The organism is Microcoleus sp. CAWBG640, from assembly GCF_020883015.1.
Lineage (GTDB): Bacteria > Cyanobacteriota > Cyanobacteriia > Cyanobacteriales > Microcoleaceae > Microcoleus > Microcoleus anatoxicus.
The window spans coordinates 17,533-36,578 of record NZ_JAHRFC010000037.1 but is presented as its reverse complement, the minus strand read 5'-3'; the positions used below and the strand labels follow the sequence as shown (position 1 = coordinate 36,578).

At 42.4% G+C, this 19,046-nt stretch carries 15 protein-coding genes; all 15 read right to left on the bottom strand.

The annotated features are described in order from the left end of the window. Positions 1 to 413: 413 nt before the first annotated feature. The 15 genes from AAFP11_RS18455 to AAFP11_RS18385 all read right to left on the bottom strand — a co-directional run bounded on the left by AAFP11_RS18455 (position 414) and on the right by AAFP11_RS18385 (position 19,028). Entirely contained in the window at positions 414 to 923 is a 510-nt protein-coding gene (locus tag AAFP11_RS18455) for an NUDIX domain-containing protein (RefSeq protein ID WP_341738404.1), read from the bottom strand. Positions 924 to 927: 4 nt separating this feature from the next. Beyond that, positions 928 to 1,923: an SDR family oxidoreductase gene (locus AAFP11_RS18450; RefSeq protein WP_341738403.1), complete on the bottom strand. Its 996-nt coding sequence runs from the start codon at positions 1,921 to 1,923 to the stop codon at positions 928 to 930. Continuing rightward, complete coding sequence (locus AAFP11_RS18445) at positions 1,920 to 3,074, bottom strand: class I SAM-dependent methyltransferase (RefSeq protein WP_341738402.1); 1,155 nt, start codon at positions 3,072 to 3,074, stop codon at positions 1,920 to 1,922. Before AAFP11_RS18445 ends, AAFP11_RS18450 begins: the two co-directional genes overlap by 4 nt. A gap of 25 nt (positions 3,075 to 3,099) precedes the next feature. Further along, a complete protein-coding gene (locus AAFP11_RS18440) occupies positions 3,100 to 3,882 on the bottom strand; it encodes a TylF/MycF/NovP-related O-methyltransferase (protein WP_340541348.1) in 783 nt (260 codons plus the stop codon). After that, positions 3,883 to 4,704, bottom strand: coding sequence for a phytanoyl-CoA dioxygenase family protein (locus AAFP11_RS18435; RefSeq protein WP_341738401.1), 822 nt, complete (start codon positions 4,702 to 4,704; stop codon positions 3,883 to 3,885). A 16-nt stretch (positions 4,705 to 4,720) separates the two neighbouring features. Next, positions 4,721 to 5,578 carry a phytanoyl-CoA dioxygenase family protein gene (locus AAFP11_RS18430; protein ID WP_341738400.1) on the bottom strand — a complete coding sequence of 286 codons (858 nt, stop codon included), beginning with the start codon at positions 5,576 to 5,578 and terminating at the stop codon, positions 4,721 to 4,723. Beyond that, positions 5,575 to 6,333 (bottom strand): SDR family oxidoreductase, encoded by a 759-nt coding sequence (locus AAFP11_RS18425; RefSeq protein ID WP_341738399.1) that lies wholly within the window; start codon positions 6,331 to 6,333, stop codon positions 5,575 to 5,577. Before AAFP11_RS18425 ends, AAFP11_RS18430 begins: the two co-directional genes overlap by 4 nt. A 7-nt stretch (positions 6,334 to 6,340) precedes the next feature. Beyond that, positions 6,341 to 6,919 (bottom strand): Uma2 family endonuclease, encoded by a 579-nt coding sequence (locus AAFP11_RS18420; RefSeq protein WP_341738398.1) that lies wholly within the window; start codon positions 6,917 to 6,919, stop codon positions 6,341 to 6,343. 99 nt (positions 6,920 to 7,018) lie between these two features. Beyond that, the gene (locus AAFP11_RS18415) at positions 7,019 to 7,480 is read right to left on the bottom strand and encodes an LIC12192 family sporadic carbohydrate cluster protein (protein WP_341738397.1); all 462 of its coding nucleotides are present in this window, start codon (positions 7,478 to 7,480) and stop codon (positions 7,019 to 7,021) included. Continuing rightward, positions 7,473 to 8,279, bottom strand: a complete 807-nt coding sequence (locus AAFP11_RS18410) for a sporadic carbohydrate cluster 2OG-Fe(II) oxygenase (RefSeq protein WP_341738396.1) — start codon at positions 8,277 to 8,279, stop codon at positions 7,473 to 7,475. Before AAFP11_RS18410 ends, AAFP11_RS18415 begins: the two co-directional genes overlap by 8 nt. Positions 8,280 to 8,322: 43 nt before the next feature. After that, positions 8,323 to 8,985: a class I SAM-dependent methyltransferase gene (locus tag AAFP11_RS18405; protein ID WP_341738395.1), complete on the bottom strand. Its 663-nt coding sequence runs from the start codon at positions 8,983 to 8,985 to the stop codon at positions 8,323 to 8,325. Positions 8,986 to 9,005: 20 nt separating this feature from the next. Next, positions 9,006 to 10,064, bottom strand: a complete 1,059-nt coding sequence (locus AAFP11_RS18400) for a hypothetical protein (RefSeq protein WP_341738394.1) — start codon at positions 10,062 to 10,064, stop codon at positions 9,006 to 9,008. A 232-nt stretch (positions 10,065 to 10,296) separates the two neighbouring features. Then, positions 10,297 to 13,266 carry a tetratricopeptide repeat protein gene (locus AAFP11_RS18395; RefSeq protein ID WP_341738393.1) on the bottom strand — a complete coding sequence of 990 codons (2,970 nt, stop codon included), beginning with the start codon at positions 13,264 to 13,266 and terminating at the stop codon, positions 10,297 to 10,299. Between the two features lie 26 nt (positions 13,267 to 13,292). Continuing rightward, the gene (locus tag AAFP11_RS18390; RefSeq protein ID WP_341738392.1) at positions 13,293 to 15,941 is read right to left on the bottom strand and encodes a tetratricopeptide repeat protein; all 2,649 of its coding nucleotides are present in this window, start codon (positions 15,939 to 15,941) and stop codon (positions 13,293 to 13,295) included. 36 nt (positions 15,942 to 15,977) lie between these two features. After that, the gene (locus AAFP11_RS18385) at positions 15,978 to 19,028 is read right to left on the bottom strand and encodes a tetratricopeptide repeat protein (RefSeq protein WP_341738391.1); all 3,051 of its coding nucleotides are present in this window, start codon (positions 19,026 to 19,028) and stop codon (positions 15,978 to 15,980) included. Between the last annotated feature and the right edge of the window lie 18 nt (positions 19,029 to 19,046).

Genomic DNA, 19,046 nt, shown 5'->3' with positions numbered 1-19,046 from the left:
ACCCTTAAGAAATCTCGTTTTTACCCTAGTCTAGATCCCCCTAAATCCCCCTTAAGAAGGGGGACTTTGAGTAGACTCCTGTCCCCCCCTTCTTAAGGGGGGCTAGGGCAGGGCTGTTTCATTCTTTGTAGGGGCGGTGCCAAGAGTGCCCGCCCCAATCTCACCAAACACATACAAAATCGTGGACGAAGAGGGTAGGCACGCACCATCCACTACCCCTACAAAACCATGATTTGTCTGAGAATGAAACCGCCCTGCCCCCAAGGGGGGGAAGGGGGACTTTGAGTAGACTCCTGTCCCCCCCTTCTTAAGGGGGGCTAGGGGGGATCGAAGTTTGATAGTTAAACAACAATCTCTGACTGAGTTTGAAGTTAAGTTGACACTAATGGACACTGCCGTATCCTGACTGTGGGTTATATTAATTCCGATACTAACGGATTTGATATCATGCCCGATGTTAAATTTTTAGTGCTGAACTCCTGCCAAGCTGCGGTTAGTTCATCAGAGGCGATCGCCTCGACAACTTGTGGCAGCATCCGAGGGATTTTAGGCACTAACAGCACTTGAGTCAATTCCTCAAAGGTAAATAGTTGGAAGGCTTGCCCCTCCGTTAAGGTTAATTGGCTAGTCGGTACTGTCAAGGGAATACCAAAAATATAGGTGGTGCAAGCGCGATCGGGTGCTTCCCATGTCAGCAGGTATTTGGGTTCGGGCGGTATCCAGCAAAGTTCTTCTTCGATTTCTCGTTTCATAGCTTGGGCTGGAGTTTCTCCATCATCAACAGTACCGCCGAACAGTCCCCAGTGATTCGGGGCTATAATCTCAGGTATGTTGTCTCGCAGTTGCAGTAACAGGCGAGATCCTTGGTAAAGGAATGCTTTTGCAACTAAAAGATTAACTTGAGCGGCGGTGTTTTGAACCATAAGTTTAGGTTTTTCCTAAATAGTCAAACCATGCTTTTGTGGCTTCCTGAATGGAATCAGGCGTCCAGACTGGTGCTTCTTTCCACAAGCTGATGTTTGCTAACATCTGGGCTACTCCTTCGGGGAAAGGAACTTTTGGTTCCCATCCTAAGAGAGTTTTAGCTTTGGTGATGTCTCCCCAAGTGCAGTCTGGTTCTCCGGGACGTTTGGGGATGTGGACGATAGGGCCGCCCAATAGTTCCACTAATGTTAGGACACTTTGAGGATTGCCGGAACCAATGTTGATAATTTCACCCGTTACATCCGATGCTGCTGCGGTGACAAAGGCTTCTACGACATCGCTGACGAAGGTGAAATCTCTGGTTTGGGTGCCGTCTCCGACAAGGGTGAAGGGTTTTCCTGCTAATTTTTGAGCTAAAAACACGCCGAAGACGGCACCGTAAGCCCCTGTAGTGCGCGATCGGGGCCCGTAGACGTTAAACAGTCGCAGGGAGAGGGCGGGGAGTTTGTAAACTTTGGCCCAGTGCATCACCATTTGCTCGCCTAAATACTTTGTCAAGCCGTAGGGATGTTCGGGAGCACAGGGATAGGTTTCAGGTGTGGGATATTGGTCTGGGATGCCGTAGCAGGTGGAGGATGCGGTGTAGACGAAGCGTTGAATTTGAGCGTGGCGGCAAGCGTCTAGCAGGCTAAAAGTGCCTTGAACATTGGAGTGGTAGTATTGGCTGGGGTTTTCGATCGACGGTACTAAGTCGGCCAGCCCTGCTAGGTGAAATACCCAGTCAATTCCTTCGAGGGTAGCGGGGGTGATGGTGGCTGCGTCTTGCTCGATAAAGGTAAATTTGTTATGGGTTTTGGCTTGTTCTAGGTTGGCGAGGCGGCCTACAATCAGGCTGTCGAGGCCTGTGACGCTGTGGCCGAGGGAAAGCAGGCGATCGCACAAGTGGCTGCCGATGAAGCCGGCGGCCCCTGTTACTAAGCAGTGTTTAGAATTAGTCAATGGCTATCTCCTTTCAAGTAAGGTTGACTCAAAATAAAATTGCTAGATTGAGAGGTAGAATATTCCTGTTGCATTTTTTGGCTGATATTCTTACCCGTATCATGAGTAAAAGGCATTAAAATGTCAATCCCCGGTGGCATATCTTGAGGTTTAACAATGGGAATGCAGCCAATGTTTTTGCCCTCCCTTTGGCTGTCTTCATCAATGAAACAACTTGGCGGATTTGACAGTTGACTTGATACCCAAATTCCTGATATTCCCGTACCAAAAATAGCATACTTCCGATTCTGGGTTGCTCTTTCAAACTCTTCTACTGTTTGTTTGAGCCAGTAAAAGTAGCCATCGGGTGTAAAAATTGAATCTGGCAAGGATTGTTTGGGGAGGGCGCGATCGCGCTTCAGTAGTAGAGTCAAGCAATTGTGTACCCAATCATAGCCATCAAGTTCTATCTGATAGCCCGTTTCCTGACAAAGCTTGATTAAGGCAGAATTAGTAAAATGTGACCAATGATCGATCACAGCAAAGTCAAAGGGAGTGCGATGAATATCTGGAACTTGTATGAGTAAAAAGCCCTCTTCAGTCAGGTAATTTCTTAACAGGTTGAGAAATTGAGCAGGTTCTGGGATATGCTCCAAACAATGCCACAAAACAATTAGGTTAAATTTTTCTCGTGGAACATTCTCCAAGGTTTCCGAAAAAAAATCAACTACTCCAGGAATTGCTAAAATTTCTTCTTTTGATTTGTCTCCCAAGTCAAAGGCAAATAACTGCCATTTATCCAAAAGTTGACTAGCTGACTTCAAAATAGCGCCATTCCCCGTACCGATATCGAGTAGGTTTCCCGATTTTGGTAACAACGAAATACATTGCTCTATCGCATGATAACTTCGGGCGCGCGGTGGGCTATCTTTGGGAAAAACAAGTTGTTCTTTTCCGCTTGAAACTTTGTAGGTTTCATAATTTTGATAAAGAGAGTTAATGAATGAAAGTTCTCTCTCGCTATGAGCTTTTTGCAGGTGGTGGCAGTTTTGACAGTAATAGATTTTGGCTGGTAGAGAACACAAGTCTGGTTCCGATGTTACCGAAGCTGGCTTAAAACCAATATCTCCCAATTCTGTTACCCGATCGGACCTGCAAAGATTGCACTTCATAAACTTAGCTCTCTACTTCAGTTGTCTATTGTTTGATTAAGTAAGCGCCGGGAACATTATTCCATTCAAATTTCTTGAGTTCAACGTGCTGTCCCTTGAAATATTCTTCTACTGCTTTACTTTCCCCAGACCATTCTAAGATGCCATATTCATCAAAGATTACAACTCCTCCTGGAACAACTAATGGATATAAATAATCTAAACCTACTTTGGTCGGTTCGTACATATCGATGTCGAAGTGCAATAATGAAATTCGCAAACCAGGGTTTTTTGCAACAAATTCTGGAATGGTTGCGGTTACATCTCCCACTACCAGTTCAATGCGTTTTTTCCAGCCCACAAAGCGGTCTGCATCAAATATGTCAATTACATCCAGTAATTCTTCATAGAATTTCTCTGGACTAAAACCGCCTTCTACCTTGTGAGACTGTTCGTAGTTAGGCCCGTCTTCAGGGCGTAAACCTGTGAATCCTTTAAAATTGTCAAAACCCCAAACTTTTTTAGTGCGATCGCCTATGTTACGCGCTTCCAGAAGATTAGCAAAAGTCATCAAACTCTGACCTCTAAACACCCCTAGCTCTACAATATCGCCCGGTAAATCAATAGTGCGACGAAATAGTTCGTAGTGAGCCAGAAACTTTTTAAGAACAGTACGCCTTGCGTAAATCGGAAAGCCATTGATAATTTCAAGAGGGGAAACTTTGTGGTTAGAAAATAGCTCTTCTAAACGACTTTCAATCTCTTGATCTTTGCTGTATTTTTTTGTGCCGTCAAATTTTTCTGCTTCACTCACTTTCAGCCACCTCATTTAATTAGTTTTATGGACTTCCCCAGACCAGGGATCGTAAAAAGATTTTGAACTTACAGTATTCGTGCTAAAAGCCCTCATGTCAATACTAAATCTGATAATATTATTTGAGGTATTGAGAGCTGATGCGTGAACAATGGTGGGTGTAAAAAATAGCACATCCCCTGGTGCCATTTGCGGTGAGTAGGCAGCGTAGGTTGACTCGTCAAAAAAAGCTCTACTTTCCCAAGCACCGCTGGAACCATGGGTTAAGTTGCCCAACTCTTGAGTCCCTTGGTAAAATGTCACCCCACCTACTTCCTCTGTGATTGGCGTTAAAGGAACCCAAGCAGTAATAAATCTTTCTATATGGGTACTATAAGCACTATCTTGATGGGGTGGTACTATAGTTTGGTCGGCACGAGGCACTTTAAATCGGAGCATGGGAGGATAGTGCAAAAAATATCTCGTTTCGCCGAAAACGTCTGCTACTAATTCTCGCAGACTTAGGGTAGCTAGAAAGTCGCGAATTTCGGCGGACAATCGAGTTTCTAAGTCAAACTCCCCCCTCAAAAAATGGCGTAAATCTTTTGGGAGTCCCATTGCTTCATACTCGGCAATACGATCGCTGTGATACCTATAGCTTTCCACCGATGTTACATCTTTTCCCCCAGACCATTCTTGGAAGCGATCGCGCAGGTTGTCAAGCCTTGCCGCTAGGTAATTCTGCATTTGGCGGATAACGGCTTGGTCTATAATCTTGTGGCAAACTAGATACCCTTTCTGAGACAGAATTTTAGAGTTAGAAGATTGATGTTGTTGATGTTGAGATTTGTCGATCATATAGTCACTGTTCCAATCATTCCATTCCTTTTAAAGATGCCAATTGAGCGTTATTGTAAGCCTCAGCGGTCTCAGAAACAACTGAACGACTCAGTTTTTCATAGTAGCCTGCTTTTAAAGAGGGGTTAAGGGGTGCTAGGGCATTTACTACCCGAATGTCGGAACTCCAGCGACAAACTAAACCTCGATTCTCTACACTACCATGCACTGTAGCCAGACTGAAAATTAGCGCCTCACCCACAGCCAGCGGCACTGGCTGCATATCTGCGGTGCAGGATGGATCTATTAGTTTAGGAGCATAGAGAAATCCTAACTGATGTTTGACAGAACCTTTGCTTACTTCAGGATTTTCTATCTGCGTGAGGGAAAAATCGGACTCTGGACGAATGTGAGAGCCTGATAAAACAGATAAAGCACTCTCCGGTGGAACATCAGTATAAGGCACTAAAACAGATAATTCAAATGGCGAGCAACCGTAATAAGTGTCCCGATGGTAGCCTATATTATCTTGGGTTTTGCCAGGTCGAGTAATTCGCAAGTGAGGCTTACTCTGAATGTTTAAATCTTGTCCCAAAAATGCTTTAAACAAATCAAGTTGAGCGGTTATGACTTTATGCGCCAACTTTTGAAACCAAAAAAATTGAGTTAGCTGGAACTGCAACTCTGTATGAGTTTTGTCATCACCAATAACTTCGTGATAATCTTCTAACGTGATGCGATCGCTTCCCGTTAGCCGTCGCAATTCGGCAAGTAGTGACGCACGAGCGGCATAGACTGGATCTGGATTTGGGAGTTGCACTACTATCCAGCCATATTGATAGAAATGGCGTTCTAGTTTTTCTATATTTATCTTGCTGCTAGTTAACTCAATCACCAAGAACCTCCATCAATAGGCATTACCGAACCAGTACAGAAAGAAGCTTTTTCGGAACATAACAGAACTACCCAATCACTGATTTCATCCAATTGAGCAAATCGTTTAATTGCCATACGCCGATCGAGATAGGTTGCCACCATCTCTGGTTTCTCCTGGGACATTTTATCCCAATGGCTACCTTCATGACTAATTGCTCCGGGCATCACGGATGTGATGACCACTCCGTCTGACGCTACTGTACACCCTAAGTTCCGGGTGTAAGCGTTTAGAGCGGCTTTGACAGCACAATAGGCAACTGCTCCTCGACTCAGATTAGCAGCAATTGAGGAAATATGCACTACTCGCCCCCATCGGCGTTGCTGCATGGGGGGAATCAGATAGCGGTTTAACTCTGCGGCAATTTCAAAGTTGAGCCGCCAAACTGAACGCCACTCGGTTACTGTGCAGAAGGGGTCTCTAATTGCTAAAGTTCCCCCTAAGTTGTGGACGATAATGTCAATCTGTTTGTTACCAGACTGGATTTCTTCGATAAGTTGGGTTGGTGCGCTATCGGGTACTAAGTCTTTAGCAATGCCCCAATGACCTTTAGCTTCACCCCCCATTTCCGCAACTAAGGAGATAATATCTGCTTCGGTGCGGGCAACAACTCCCACTTGTACTCCTTCCTTGGCTAAAGTTAGGGCGATTTCTCGGCCCAGACCTTGACTACCTCCAACTACTAAAGCTGATTTTCCTTCAATTCCTAAGTGCATAAGTGGCTCAATTTCTAAGGGCTTGGAGAAATTCCGTTACAGCATCATACTGATCGTAGTAGATAACGTAACGGCTTAATAAATCAATGTTCAAATCTGGCAACAATAAACTGTGACTAACTTTTTCGTATTCTCCCCTTAAATGGTAAATAGTTATTAGCCCATCCTCCCAAAACCAGACTTCGCGAACCCCTATTCTTTTATAGAACTCTAATTTATCAAGTCCACCGCTAGTCAATATTACTTCTATTACTAAGTCAGGATTTGGTTTTTTCGTCTCCAGATTGTAAGATTCATCGGGTTCTTTTCTACCTTGAGTTTCTTCACTGCCTAAAGTTGCACTACCTCTAATATAAAACCGGATACTTTTTTCTCTCATGTAAGCTTCTATCAGCGATCGCAATGTTCCGTTTGTCTCTTCGTGTTCTAAACTTAATGTCATAATTTCTAAAAATCCGTCTAAATAAAACAGTCTGACCCCTGGTACTTCTGCTAAGACCGTATCCAACGCCTCTAATTGCAACCAGCTTATTCCTAACAAAACGAGATGGTCTTCTAGTAAGGGTTCTTGTAATGCTAAGGTCATAGTTTATACTCCTTGTAACTTTTTATAACTTCAAGTTATCGTTAAGCTTACTTATCCTGTTCTTAACTCCTCTAATCTGTTTAGAATAGCATAATATCTTCACTTAAGGGCTTGTAAAAAGAAGTCGTTTAGTTTTGGATTTTCTGACTTTTGATAATACCCCCCCATAGGTGTATTAGATAAAGTTAAGACTGCTTGTATCATCTCCTCAAAATTTTCTATTTGGCTTCTGTCTTGAAGCACCATTTCTTCCAAGGCTGCGTGTAATTCACATCCAGCACCTAAAATCCGGTCATAGATTTCCAATCGCGACTCGGTTCTCTGGGGTAACATAAACAGACTAAATAGGATTATGCCCTCTAGTTGTGGCAATTCTGCCAAAACATCGTACAACATCATATAACATCGAGGCATCGCGTATTCAGTTGCACTGAGTTTATAGGCTAAATTATGTCGCGTGGCGTAGTCGCGAACTACCAAGTTTTGCACGCGGTGGGGGTAACTTACACCTCGCACTGGACGGCTGATAATGTAACCGCGATAACCTAATTTTTTATTCATTGAACCCCCCTGGTATTGTGAATTTCATCCCAATTTTTGAGGCTGGACGCACGGCGATAGGTGCAAAATATTCCCCCAGGCGTTTATCTGAGTAAGGTGTAAATAAACCTTTAAATCTAATATTCATAGACCATCTGGTTGTAGATTCTTCGTTGCGTCGATTGCCGTGCATAATAGTCGGAGTAAATAAAACGACATTGCCATAGGGAACTTCCAACCATTCAACTTCGGGTTCGATTGCTTGATAAAGGCTTTCTGTTCCTGTCTCGGCAAATTCATGGACTTTTTGGCGCCCTCTAGCATCAGCATCAGGGGGTAAAATAAACATACTTTTTGTCCGATAGCAATCTACTAATGGAATCCACAATACTACTTCAAATGGGGAACATTCCGAACCCCAACTATCAGAATGTAGGGGTAATAAAGAACTGTCATCACCGGGAAGTTGAATGCTTAAACCGATATTGCGCTGCATCACCAATTCGTTGCCGACAATGGTTTCTACTAGGGAACGAGCGCAGGAGAAATAGGCTTCTCGAAACCAAGGTTCTGCCATTAAACCTGATATGATTTGAAGACGGAAAGAGTTAAGTTTTTCTAGTGGTAATAAAGAGGCAATTTTATCTAAAAATTCTCCCGCATCTGTCGGAGTTGCCACTCCTAAAAAATTAGTGGCTAAATCTACTGTTTTGTTTCTGATTTTATCCAGAGTGGATGGATTTTCGCAGGGTTTGATTACATAGCCATTTTGAATAAAAGCAGCACTTAAGTCTGTTTCTGACTTTTGCATAAAGTTCATAATTTATTATGCCTATACCTAATATTTTGTGATAGTTAAAACCCTACTCAGCGATGAACCAATAGTAATCGCCTTGGTAGTCAAATTCTGCAAACAGTTTAACCCAATCATTGACGTGCATATAGGTCAAGGCTGTTAGGTTCCAGTTGAGCATTCTTTGTTTTTCTTCATCATTGTGCCACGCATCCACAATGATAAAGGCGTGTTGGCGGGTGACGCGCTGAATTTCTCTCAAGGCTTGTTTACAGTCTTCGAGGAGTAAGTTATGAACGGTGTTGATAGAGATAACTAAGTCAAAGGATTTATCGGGGTAGGGGAGTTCTTTGGCGTTACCGACTTGCAGATAGGGTTTGACTTCTTCTTTAGCGTTGGCGATCGCGTATTCGGAGATATCGATGCCGGCGATGGTGATGTTGGGCATAAGCTGTTTGAAGTCGTACAGCATGAACCCTTTACCACAGCCGACATCGAGGATGCTGGCACTATCTGGCAAGTTGTAGTAGTCGCGAAAGCGTTTTACGGTGTCTTGCCAGAAGCGGGGGTGATAGTTGTAGCCGCCGTATCCATAGAGGCGATCGCCGTCGAAAAACTCTTTGCCAAATTGGCGGGCGATCGCCCGGTGTTGTTCGGTAATTAGTTTGGCGCGATCGTCTATGGGACGCTTGCTACGGGGGTACAAATCTAATAGATTTATTTCTTTGCCCATGCTTCCTCACTATGACCAAATCAAGTCTTTAATTTTGGCATATTTTCAAGATTTTGTACATATTCACCGCCGTGCGCTGTTACAGCAAACTTGCCTAAAAAAGACTCGCCAAGTTCCTCAAAGGAATAGGCGGCATCTGTTTTTTTCTGATAAACTCTTGGCACACCGTAATAATCTATGCGATTGCGAACATTAAGGCGAGCCACTTCTACAAACCCAATTTGATTCAACAGTTTATCGTAGTTAATTGAATGCCGACCTGGTTTTAGTTTTGAGCTGTCGCGAATGTAGAAATATCCCCCTTGACTCAACACTCTAGAGGCATGAGACATCAACCACAAAATTCCGGAAAAACTGACTTCATTTAGAACCCATGTTGCTGTGATTAGGTCAATAGATTTATCCTGAATCAACGGAACAAACCAGGAAGGGCAATGCTTGATTTTGTATTTGCTATTATTGTTGAGTTCTTTCGACATTGCGTCATAAGTAACCTCAAAGTTTTCCAATTCCACTAGGTCTAGATAAGCGCCTGGAGCTGGAGATATAAACCTGAGAAAGTGTCGCTGAACTGCATAACTCTTCGGACTTGCCTCCAGAGCATAAAATTCTGAATTCAACCCTTTTAAGCTATAGAGTGCATGGCTTCCCAAACCAGAGCCAATATCAAGATGCTTGATTGAATTTGTTAAATCTTTGCAATTCTTCCTAATAAAACAGTAGTCTTGTGTCCTGCCTAGAGCATGACAACCAATGTAAGTTTTCAAGTCGGAAGCTAGAGGTGTAGGACTCAATTTTGAAAAAGGAAAAAAGTGTTTGCAAAAATTATCCAGTTGTTCTTCATAGTACCCCTTCATTTGTTCGTAGTCGCTTGTCAGAACTTCATCAGGTGTTGCGTACTCTTCATAAAACATGGATAGATACAGCAGAATTGAAAGGCTATCTATCGTAGTGTAAAGTTCAGGATGACGATCGCCATCAACCCATTCAAATGGATGACCTAGCCTGTGAGATTTATCTCCGTAGAGCCAGCCTTGTCGCGCTAATGCCTTATTCAAGGATTGTAAGATGTCGTTCATTCTGGGTTACTCATTATTTTTGAATTGTTTTTCATTTTACTATGTTCAGTGTCATGTTTTCTCGTCACAACTAAGATAGTTTATTAATCTATCTTTTCATGAACAAAGAACGCTTGGCTATGCCAAGCATAATATAAAATTCAGGACTGTGAAACCTATTTTGCTCTTATTTTCGTGTTATAACGGGTACAATATCAACTTCGCCCCCTAGCACAACCACTGAAGTATAGCGTTATTCTGAACCAACAGCTCCCAACTCGATCAACTGCTCATAGCTGTACCAAGGAAGTTTAGGATAATTAGCATTTTCCCCAGCAGTAACCGGACGGAAATCGTGTTTTATAGCATGAGTAAGTGTGAATTCAATAGTAATGCGATCTTGGGTTATTGGAGATACACCTCGGTGTTTTAGTTCTGTATTTTTGAAAAGCAGCCAAGTCCCTGAAGAACCTTTAATTGGTAGTGTAGAGCCATCTTTAAGAGCCAACTCTGTAGTCCCTATTTCTAGGCTGGCTCCAGTGAGATAAACCATAATCTTGTAAATTGCTGGATGAAAACCATCATTATGCCAAGAATTCAGAATCATTTCAGGTGCGCCTTTATATGCTTTCCAACAACGAATTTGGATAACACACCAGGGCGTTCCTATGCACTCTGTCACTGGTTGAGCTAAGATTTTCAGGATTGGAATCAATTTCTTTAAATGCTGTTTTTCCAACTTGTAATAAAGATTCCACGCATTTATTTCCTTTTCGTAAGGCTTGAGTGTGTAATTATAAACATAACCAGGAACAAAGTCATCTTGAGAAAAATTCATTGTGGGGCATTCTTCTAGTACCTCTATGAAATTTGCAACATCGGCTTCTGGCAATAATCCTTGTTTAAACCCAAGTTCAACAAATTCTGGATTAACTTTTTCTGAGCCCGAAATTGACGTAATAACATACTTAGACCAGATATCCCACATCAAACGAGAATGACCTTCTACCAAGCTAGGGTTAGCGACCGCTGCTTTTTGATAGCTTTGAATTGCTTCTTGCAAGCGCCCCTGCTGTAAAAATGTATTGCCCAAGCTAAAATGAGCTTCCGCACAGTCAGGCATAAATAACAGAGCCTGTTGATAGCTTTGAATTGCTTCTTCTATGCGTCCTTGAGTTAAAAGTGCGTTACCAAGACTATAGTGAGACCAAGCCCAATTGGGTAAATTAACAATTACCCGTTCTTCAAAAGATTCATCCAGCTTACTTGAAGATGACAATCCATTGCTTGAACGAGAGTGACTATTGAAACTAACAGCATCTTCAATGAGTCCCAAGAAATCTTGCTGGCTCAAACCTTGATTGTCTAAGGTGTTATGTGGGTTCAAATAATTAGTGTCTTTCTCAGCCCAGCAGTATGTACTGTAATCTCTCAACCCAAAGCCTATATCAGGAATATCTGCACAGTCTTTTAAAATTGTTTCTTGGTCAAAAGTCTTCACTCGGAAGCCTGTCAAACGCAGCAGTGCTTCTAGTTCTTTTCGACTCCAAGCATTGTGATGACCCCAATGGATATTTTTCTCCGTTTTCAGAACTATTTGTCGCAGCACAGAACTAATTTGGGAAGGAGTGCAATTGGCAATCAATTTCTGATAAAACTCAACGGGCATCGCGGGGGGGCCGAAATATACGCCCTCACTGTCTAAGTTAACCCGCCCTGAATACACATCGCCATATTCATCATTCCAAAAACAGCAGAATATACAAGCAGCTCTGTAATCTAAACAGTCAACCATCTTGCGATTTTTCCATGTTGGTACGAATATACCGTAATTCCACGCATCGTAATCAAAAAAGCTCTCATCTCTGCGTCTCCAGTAATCCAAACTTCTATCGAAGTCAGGAATCTTGATAATAAAACGACCATTATCCTTGAGTACCCTGTAGGTTTCGCTGAATACTCTAAAAATAGTAGGGTTGTCTATATGTTCTAGAGCGTGGGATGTGTACACAGTATCCAAGCTAGAACTTTCTACTGGAAAAACGCAACTGGGACTAAGGTGATATGGATGAGGATTGAAAATACTGGTCACTTCTTCTAGATTAACCCAACCTAGTTTGACAAAGTGAGATCCACCGCCTATGTTTAATGCGTTGGGCTTCTGCAACGCTTGGACTGTTGTCCCACGCTGACAAATTTCGATCGCCTCTTTGTGCTTGCCTTGGGATAAAAGTAAATTGCCCAACTTGAAGTAGGCTTCTATTAAACTGGGCTTGATAGTGAGCGCTTGCTGACTTTGAATTGCCGCTTGCAGGTTAATTGCCTGTTCATATCTTATAGCTGCCTGGTCTAGATCGCCCTGATTTTCAAGAACTGTTCCCAGATAAAAATATGCTTCTGCCCAGTCTGGTTTAAAGGCGATCGCTTGTTGGAGACAATCGGCTGCTACATCCAATCTGCTTTGCTGCTGACACATTTCAATCAGTCGCAGGTAAGTTTCTATGGCTTCATCAAGTTTACCCTGCTGTCCCAGTGAAATGACTCGCCTGTGTCCTTCGGTCAAGTCAAAGATATGGTAACTTGCCTTTTGATGACTTTTAATTGCAGAAGTATCAAATTTTTTGTCTTGTTTGCCTGTAACTATCTTGCGGTGTACTTCTGCTAAGTTATCTTGAACGGGGCTAGCTTTTGGAAAACTATTAATTGTTGCTTCATCGAGCTTGTAATCCTGTCCAAATCCTTTGCCCCACTGAGAGTGTGCTTCGGCTAAGTTTTGATTAAAAGCAATCCCTAGTAGACTAATCTGAATTTCTTCTTTCAGCTTGGGCTGCACTCGGAGGAAGTTTGCTAGTTCACCCTTTATATCTGCCCATTTAGGCTCCAAAGCAATTGCTTTTTGTCCGCAGGCAATTGCTAAATCTACCCGACCTTTCTGATAATACATTAGACCGATATTCCAGTAAACTCCTGCTAGTTCTGGATTGAGATCAACTGCTTTTTTATAGCTAGAGATTGCCTCTCCTAGCTTTTGTTGCCGATAAAACAAATTTCCTAGTTTTGCATGAATTTCTGGAAGACTAGGGTTGATTTCTAATGCTTTTGAATACACACGAAGAGCATCTTCAAGATTTCCCTGCTCGTAATAGGTATCACCCATTTCTTGCAAGGATTTAACATCTTGATTGCTTAAATTTTGAATTGGATTCTTTGTATCGCTGTTCATAATTAAAAACCTCTTATTTCTCTCTATTAACTAAATTCTTTGAGGTCAGCACATTTATTTTTACTGTCCAGCAAATGAGCATATTTGCGTAAAAATTGTTGACCCATTCTACTGCCTGTTCTATAAATTCCGTAGCTTTCAGACACCAAATTGATTGTTTTTTGTAATTTTTTATCCTCTTCTGTGTATTTAATTGTCCCATCTAGTCGATCCAGCATTTCCAAAACTAGGTCATTGATTTCTTCGGGTGTATTATCTATGACCCTGATGCTCATTGAAGGCTTGAGATATTCAAGGTGATAACCAATGGGAGGCGAGATTTGTTCTGCGAAGGTTAAATAACGGTTTTCACTTTCAGACCAGTAAAGTTTGGGGATGAAGATATCATTGCCAAAATACGGCGGAGTTGATAAGGGGGCCCAATTTGTTAAAACACAGGGTACTCCAAAAGTAGGAGGTACTAGGTACGGTCCTGATGTCGTTCCAAGTAAGAAGCGACATTGAGACCAAAGAACAACATCCATCCAATCACTTTTTAAGTCACTGTGAACATAGTCAATCACCTGCCTGATAGCAGGTAATGGTGTCATTGTTGAGTCGCCCATGCGTATCACCCACCCGCCCTGCGCGATAATAGATTCAATTGCTAATGAATATGTCATAATATCTGCATTACGGATACTCTTTATAGGATTGCATCGTTCGTACAGGCCAGCTTCTCGAACGTGCAAACAAACAAACCACGCATCAGTTGGTACACCTAGTTTTCGCAAGTATTCTCTTCCCTTCTCTTGGTCAGAAGCTGACAAAGCAAGTAGCGGGGGTCTATTTTCCGCTTCCCATTGTTTTTGAGCTGTTGCTGCCGCAGTAGCATAAAAAATGTTTTTGCCATTGGCTAACGTCACCATTGCATTTCGTTCTTCCGAATAACTAACTAAAGAACTTTGTGATGGATCTGAGACAATGGGGCAGTAAAAACTCCAATAGTTTAACATACACCAATTAGCTATATAATGGTGAGGAGGGGCAAAAATTTTATACTGGTTTTCTACTGGTAGCCAACCCAAAATGTGCATTTTGATGCGAGAGTCCAAAAAAGCTGTGTGACCTATAGCTCGAGTAAAATCATATCCGAAAAAGTGGGTCTTGTTATCAGCCATTTGATGGGCATCAGCTAAATTTTGTTGAATTTTTGTACACCTGTTCCAAAAGTTCAGTGCTTCCTCTAAATAACCAGCTAGATGCAGCCAATTGCCTGCTGTGTAGTATCCTTCAATCCAATCCGATCGCAGGGAGAGGGCTTGTTCGTAAATCTGAAGTACGCCTTCTAAATGCTGTGGGTTGTCTAATAAACAGTATCCCAAGCTGAAGTATGAGTCTTTCTCCCAGTTGGGATTGAGCGTAAGTGCCTTGCGATGGCAAGCTAGAGCATCCCTATAGTTGCCTTGCAGTAAAAAGGTATTTCCGAGCCTAAAGTGTAGTTCTGCCCAGTTTGGTTCAAGGTTAAGTGCCTGTTCGTAGCTCTCCCTTGCCTCATCAAATTGGCTTTGCTCTAAAAGGGAGTTTCCCAGCCGGAAGCGTGCTTCGGCTGAATGCGAATCAAGGGTAATTGCCTGTTTATAACTCTCAATAGCCGGCTCCAGCTTATACTGCTGAAACAAAGCATTTCCCAGGCTCAGATGTGCTTGTACCCAGTTTGGTTTGGTGGCGATCGCCTGCTGATAACTTTCAATAGCTTCATCAATTTTACCCTTGTCCAAAAGCGCATTTCCCAATCTGTGATGAGCCTCTGCCAAGTTGCGAGAAATGGCGATCGCCTGCCGATAACTTTCTATTGCCCCATCAATTTTACCCTGCTGGGTCAGAACCGATCCTTGCTGTACCAGTGCTTCTTCCAAATTTTCATAATTATACACATTGGGGTTTAATTCAATTGCACGGCGATAGGCAGAGACTGCCTCTTTTAGACAGAATGAGACAACTGAGAATATTAATTGAGAGGTAAATTCTGGTGCTTGCCGGAATGTGCCGAGAATTTGGTTGCGGGTTATACCATCACTGAAATGCTGAAGCCAATGCTTTTTGCCAAATTGATCGGCGTCGCGTTTCAAATAAGTACGATAAACTTCTTCAATAAAAGCTTCATTATCTAGTTGAGTTGTTGCTTGTAAGAATTCTTCATCGTTAAGATAATAGAGATTTGAACAGTTCCAATCATTTCCTTTTGAAAGGATTTCTTCTAAACGGTGATAACAGCCTATAGTTTCTAAGTTTATTTGCAGAGATAGTTGATGTAAGGCTTTACCCAAGCTGTTATAAAATACATAAGAATTTGGGGAAATATCGATATTTGTGGAAAGATCGATGGCGCGATGATATTGAATAATAGCCACATCCAGTTGACCATTTTTCGCTAAAACTTCTCCCATCTTGTGGTGAGAACAAGCAGAATTTGGATCTATTTCAATGGCTCGACTATAGTGAGCCAAAGCATCATCCCATCGTTCCAACCTAGCAAAAACCTCTGCTAGGTTGTGGTGAGACCAATGAAATTTGGGATTTTGCTCAATGGCTTTCAGGTAGGAGGCGATCGCTTCCTCTAGTTTTCCTTCATGTTTAAGTTGGTTAGCAACCTGAAAATAGCTCACAGTTTTTTCCTTTTTTTCTGACAGCATTAACAATCCCCTCAATTGAGTGAGTAATTTTAATTTTTATTTAGCAGGCCATCCAAACCTTTTGATAAGTCTTTCTGGAATCATGCTAGAAGCTTTTTCAGCTTGTTCTGGTGTGAATACTTCCCGCCACTCATCAATTTGCCCTTTTCGATTATGTGTGTCCGCCTTAAATTCGGGAGGGGGCGGAAAAGTAAATCGTGATTTTTCTATTTCATAAAAATTCAAAATAGACTCGAAAAAACTCTCTGGATCTGTTGCTAAATCCTCGTTTCTAGTAAATAATATCTTAGGATAAAACAAGGGATCTTCTTCAGCATCTAGCCAACCTTCTATCCATTTGATTATGCCCGGCAGACACCAATTCTCTATCTGCCAAGTAATTTGATCTGTCAAAGACATTGAAAAATATTTTATTGGAAAGGAATAACCCACGGCAAAATTAGGAGATTGTTTCCACAATTTTCCCCAATAGTATATCATTGATAGCATTGTCTGACGTGGATCTCGGACATTAACAACCAATCGGTCTATATACAAACTTAAGAGTAAAAGGTTAAATGTAGAAGCTAAAACATGACCTGTAATAATACAATCTTTGAATCTGTGATTTTCTAATGAAGTTTGCACTAAATATTGTCCAATTGTGTTATACCCGCCAACGGTTGGATCTGACGCAAAAGGTATAGATAATCCTCGGCTCAAAGCATAGTTAGTATAAACACTTCCCGATCTTTGTAAGGGGAAAAAACACATTCCTCCTGTATTTCCTTGAGCGCGCAATTCTGCAAATTTAATTTGGTTCGATTGATAATAGCAGCGAAGAGCATCGTCACTTTTTTCTTCACCAAAAAATATATCTCCCAGTCTGTAGTAAGCATCTGCTGAATTTGGCTCAATTTCAAGAGCTCGCTGGCAGCAGCTAAATGCTTGGTCTACTTTACCTTCGCGCCGCAATGCCATTCCTAACTGGAGGTGAGCTCGTATTGAATCTGGTTGGGCATGAACGGCTCGTTCATAGCTATTAGAGGCTTCTTCAATCTGGTTTTGCTCTAGGAGGATGTTGCCTAACTGCAAGTATAATTCAGAGTCAGGTTTAATCGCGATCGCATTTTGATAAATATCAACTATCCCTGATACCAACTTGCTGTTTATTTCCTTGACGCACACATAGCTTTGATAAGCTTCGGCAAATTTTCTAACGTCAACCAATAGCTTGATTAACGGTAAATATAGTTCCACGAACTGGGGGTTTATAGTTAGGTAATTTTTATAATTGGCAATTACTTCTTCAGAAAAATTAGGTTGAATTTTCAGCGCCTGCTCATAAGTTTTAAAAGCTTCCTTAAACTTTTCTTGAGCTAAGAGTATGTTGCCTAGATTAATGTGCAATTGGGCTAACTCTGACTGGTTAGTCATCTTTTCTTGATAGATGTCAAGAGCCCTTTGATAACTAGCTATTGCCCGCTCCAATTTTCCTTGCTGCGATAGTGTACTACCAAGTTGCCAGTGACCCTCGGCCCAGTCTGGTTTGAGAGTGAGGGCTTGTTGGTAACTTTCTATGGCTTCAACCTGTTGTCCCTGTTGCCACAAAGCACTACCAAGTTGCCAGTGACCCTCGGCCCAGTCTGGTTTGAGAGTGAGGGCTTGTTGGTAACTTTTTATTGATTCAACCTGTTGTCCCTGTTGCCACAAAGCACTACCAAGTTGCCAGTGCGCCTCGGCCCAGTCTGGTTTGAGAGTAAGGGCTTGTTGGTAACTTTCTATGGCTTCAACCTGTTGTCCTTGCTCTAGCAAAGCATTTCCTAACTGTAGGCGACCCTCGGCCCAGTCTGGTTTGAGAGTGAGGGCTTGTTGGTAACTTTCTATGGCTTCAACCTGTTGTCCTTGCTCTAGCAAAGCATTTCCTAACTGCCAGTGCGCGTCTGCCCAGTCTGGTTTGAGAGTAAGGGCTTGTTGGTAACTTTCTATGGCTTCAACCTGTTGTCCTTGCTCTAGCAAAGCATTTCCTAACTGTAGGCGACCCTCGGCCCAGTCTGGTTTGAGAGTGAGGGCTTGTTGGTAACTTTTTATGGCTGCCTCTTGTTGTCCCTGTTGCCACAAAGCACTACCAAGTTGCCAGTGACCCTCGGCCCAGTCTGGTTTGAGAGTGAGGGCTTGTTGGTAACTTTCTACTGCTTTTTCTAACTTACTTTGAGAGTAATACACTTCACCTAGTTTGTTATAAGCTTGGATACGAAAGGCTAACTCTAATTGGATAGCAGTCGCCTTTTGATATATTGATATTGCTTCATCCAGATTCCCCTGTTGCTTCAAAAGATTGGCAAACTCCCACCATGTTCCCCAGGGAGGTGATTGAATTAGAAAAATTTGCGAATTTTGCAACACCGTTGGATTAAGTACGAGAACTCGCTGATATGCCTCTAGAGCTTCCTTCTCTCGATCGACTTTTGCGTAGGCATTCCCCAACTCCCACCGCATTTCCCATTTTTCGGGTTGCAATTCCACTAATGCTTGATATGCAGGAATGTAGCTTTGATTGAGATTAATTACTTTTTGATAAGCGGCGAGCGCCCCTTCTATCTGATTCTGCTGTGCCAGAACTTGTGCCAATTGCCACCACAGTTCCCAGGAATCTGGCTGTAACCTTAGCAAATTTTGATAAGCTTCTACTGAACCAGGATTTAGTTCTATGGTACGCCGATACATCGCTATCACCTTCGCCAAATCCAACTCAGTTCGCCGTTGCAAGGCTTTCCCCAAACTGTGCTGAATTTCCAACTCTTCTGGCTCTAATTCTAAAGCTTTTTGATAGCAAGCGATCGCCTCATCCAACCGACCCACTTTTTCCCAAGCTTCCCCTAAACTGTAATGAACCCAAGGTGAAGATGAGTTTAGTTCGATCGCACTCTGATAGGCATTGACAGCTTCTTCCCAACGGCCAAGCTTAGCCAAAGCATCCCCCAAGTTGTGGTAAGACCAATAAAAACTTGGGTTTTCCTCGATAGCTTGACGATAGGAGGCAATCGCTTCCTCCCATCTTCCTTCTAGCTTCAGTTTGTTTGCCGTATCAAAATAGCTTACTGTCATTTTTCATCCTTCAGATAT